At 67.3% G+C, this 2,853-nt stretch carries 3 protein-coding genes and 1 pseudogene; 1 reads left to right on the plus strand and 3 read right to left on the minus strand.

Going from position 1 to position 2,853, the window contains the following annotated elements; all coding sequences use genetic code 11:
- The 3 genes from AB4Z27_RS28655 to AB4Z27_RS28665 form a co-directional block, all read right to left on the minus strand.
- The coding region (locus AB4Z27_RS28655; RefSeq protein ID WP_441645935.1) for a xanthine dehydrogenase family protein molybdopterin-binding subunit at positions 1 to 889 on the minus strand (889 nt) is incomplete at its 3' end.
- Positions 890 to 948: 59 nt separating this feature from the next.
- Positions 949 to 1,932, minus strand: a complete 984-nt coding sequence (locus AB4Z27_RS28660; protein WP_441645936.1) for an FAD binding domain-containing protein — start codon at positions 1,930 to 1,932, stop codon at positions 949 to 951.
- Positions 1,933 to 1,934: 2 nt separating this feature from the next.
- The gene (locus AB4Z27_RS28665; RefSeq protein ID WP_092294951.1) at positions 1,935 to 2,486 is read right to left on the minus strand and encodes a (2Fe-2S)-binding protein; all 552 of its coding nucleotides are present in this window, start codon (positions 2,484 to 2,486) and stop codon (positions 1,935 to 1,937) included.
- 248 nt (positions 2,487 to 2,734) lie between these two features.
- Here AB4Z27_RS28665 and AB4Z27_RS28670 point away from each other — a divergent pair.
- Positions 2,735 to 2,853, plus strand: a pseudogene (locus AB4Z27_RS28670) (RrF2 family transcriptional regulator); the annotation flags it as partial.

Genomic DNA, 2,853 nt, shown 5'->3' on the forward strand with positions numbered 1-2,853 from the left:
CGTCGGCGCCCGCCGACAGCCGGAGGTGCTGTTTCGTCTCCGGCCGCTGCCCCGTGGTCGTGAACATCTGCGCGCGTGGCACCACCAGCTTCACCGGGCGCCCGGTCATCTTGGCCGCCGCGCAGGCGGCCACGGAGTGCGGCCACAGGAACAGCTTGGCGCCAAAGCCCGAGCCGATGAACGGCGCGTCCACGCTCACGCTCTCCGGCGTGAGTCCGAAGATCAGGGCCAACGTGTTGCGATGAACCAGCACGCCTTGCGAGGCCTCGTAGAGATGCAGGTCGCCGCCCTCCCACCACGCCACCGTGGCGTGCATCTCCATTGGATTGTGGGTCTCCACCGGCGTGTGGTACACGGCATCGACACGGACCGGCGCGGCGTCGAAGTCCCTGGCCGGCTCGCCGCGCGTGTGGCCGCGCCCGCCGTCCTGCAGCTTGCCAGCCGCCATGCCCTGCTCCAGATTGGCGAGTGCCTTGGCCGGGGCATACGTCACCTTCACAAGCTGGGCCGCCTCTCGCGCATGCTCGTAGGTGTCCGCCACGACCAGCGCGACGAACTGGCCGGCGTAGTGCACCTTCGCGTCCTCGAACGGCAGGCGGTGCTCGTCCGTGATGCCGGCGGTCAGGATCGTGGCCGGCGAGATCGGCGCCTTCGGCGCGCGGTAGAGCCGCAGGAAATTGTCATGGTGCAGGATGTCGACCACGCCCGGCACGCGCCGCGCGGCGGCGGTGTCGATGCCCGTGACGCGCCCGCTCGCAATCGTGCTGAATACGCCATAGGCATGCAGCATGCCGGGCAGGTTGCGGTCCGCCGTGTAGAGCGCGGCGCCGGTGACCTTGAGTCGACCGTCGATACGGCGCGGCGACGCGCCGATGGCATTCTTGTTCACGCTGGACTCCCGTTGTCGAGTGAAGGTCCGCTGGATCGGGGATGGATCGGGGCAGCCGGTCAGGCGACGAGCCGCGTCAGGTTGCGCGATACCGCCTGCTGGCCAAGCAGCAGCTTGAAGCCGTTCTGGCCATAGGACTGCGCGCCCGCCATGGCAGCGGCGGCGGTCTCGCGGATCAGCGCGTCCGTCACCGCCTTGCCGCGCAGCACCGCCTCGGCATTGGCGGCCCGCCACGGCTTGGTGGTGACGCCACCGAGCGCGATGCGCACGTCCCGCACGGTGCGACCATCCAGCACCACCACCACCGCACTCGACGCCAGCGCGAACTGGTAGGAGCCCCGGTCGCGCAGCTTCAGGTAGGCCGAGCGGCTGTTCGGCAGCGGCGCATCGAGCGTGATGTGCGTGATCATCTCGTCGGCCTCCAGCGCGTGCTCCTTCCACGGCGTTTCACCGGGCAGCAGGTGGAAGTCCGCGAACGGGATGTCACGCCGGCCCTTGGGCCCCTGCACGTGGATGGTGGCGCCGATGGCGACCATCGCCACGCACATATCGGACGGATGCGCGGCGATGCACTGGTTGCTGCCGCCCAGCACCGCGTGCACGTTGCGGTTCAGCCCGTCGATGGCGGGGCAGCCCGAGCCCGGCTCGCGCTTGTTGCAGGGCGACACGCCATCGCGAAAGTACCCGCAACGCACCCGCTGCATCACATTGCCGGCCGTGGTGGCCTTGTTGCGCAACTGCGTGCTGGCACCGGACAGCAGCGCCTGCGACAGCGCCGGGTGACGCTTGACGATGTGCGGATGGCGCGCCAGCTCGGTGTTGCTGACCATCGCGCCAATCCGCACCCGGCCGTCCTCAGCCACCTCGACCTGGTTGAGGCCGAGTTTGTGGATGTCCACCACGCGCGGCGGGTGCATCACGTCCAGCTTCATGAGGTCCAGCAGGGTGGTGCCACCGGCCAGATAGGCGGTCTCAGGCGCGCGCGCGTGCAGCACGATGGCCTGCTCGACGTCCGCCGCGCGGGCATACTCGAAGGTACGCATAGCTAGCCTCTCTTCATTTTGCCGCGTGCGTCCTGGACGGCCGCGACGATGTTCCGGTAGGCGCCGCAGCGGCAGATGTTGCCGCTCATCGCCTCGCGCACGGCCGCGTCGTCGGTCGGGATGCGCTTGTCGCCGAGCACGCCCACGGCGCTCATCATCTGGCCGGCGGTGCAGTAGCCGCACTGGTAGGCGTCGTGATCCCAGAAAGCCTGCTGCACCGGGTGCAGCGTGCCGCCCTGGGAGAGCCCTTCGATGGTGGTGATCTCGTCGCCGTCATGCATCACCGCGAGCGACAGGCAGGCATTGATCGCCACGCCGTTCACGTGCAGCGTGCACGCCCCGCACTGGCCATGGTCACACCCCTTTTTGGTGCCAGTGAGGTGCAGTTGATCGCGCAAGACGTCAAGCAGTATGGCGTTGGGCGCCACCGTAAGCGACTGGAGCGTGCCGTTGACCTTGAAGCTCACCGCGTGGCCGGCGCCGGCCTGCGGCGCGGCGGGTTGCACGCCGCCGGTGCGGGCACGGCCACCATTCTGCTGACAAGAGTCGTCCATTTCCCGTTCTCCTTGAGCGCGAGCGGCGCAAGTTCACGAGGAACATTGCAGGATTGTCATCTGGCGAAATTGTCCAGACATTTGCAAGTGGCAGGCTTGCGATGCCGGACGGGGCAGTGTGGGTATTTGCAGCTAGTACAACAGTATTCGAACAASCGCTTCAGTTTTTCAAGGTCTCTGGAGAGCCTTGCTGYCGCGCCSRCGCTGGTGTAGSCTTGCAACTACGATYTATTGAGTCYTAGTTAAAMATGTCSCATATCAGCACGGGTGTCGAGTACGGGCTGCACTGCCTGCTCTATCTGTCCCGTTCCAACATGGCCGTGGAAGAGGCCAGCGTGCGCGACCTGGCCGAGCTGCAGGGCATCCC

This window comes from Cupriavidus sp. KB_39, from assembly GCF_052114485.1.
GTDB lineage: Bacteria > Pseudomonadota > Gammaproteobacteria > Burkholderiales > Burkholderiaceae > Cupriavidus.

Bases quoted from the DNA above. Each gene is read 5' to 3' on its own strand.
- AB4Z27_RS28660 (WP_441645936.1), bottom strand. From the start codon at position 1,932: ATGCGTACCTTCGAGTATGCCCGCGCGGCGGACGTCGAGCAGGCCATC.
- AB4Z27_RS28665 (WP_092294951.1), bottom strand. From the start codon at position 2,486: ATGGACGACTCTTGTCAGCAGAATGGTGGCCGTGCCCGCACCGGCGGC.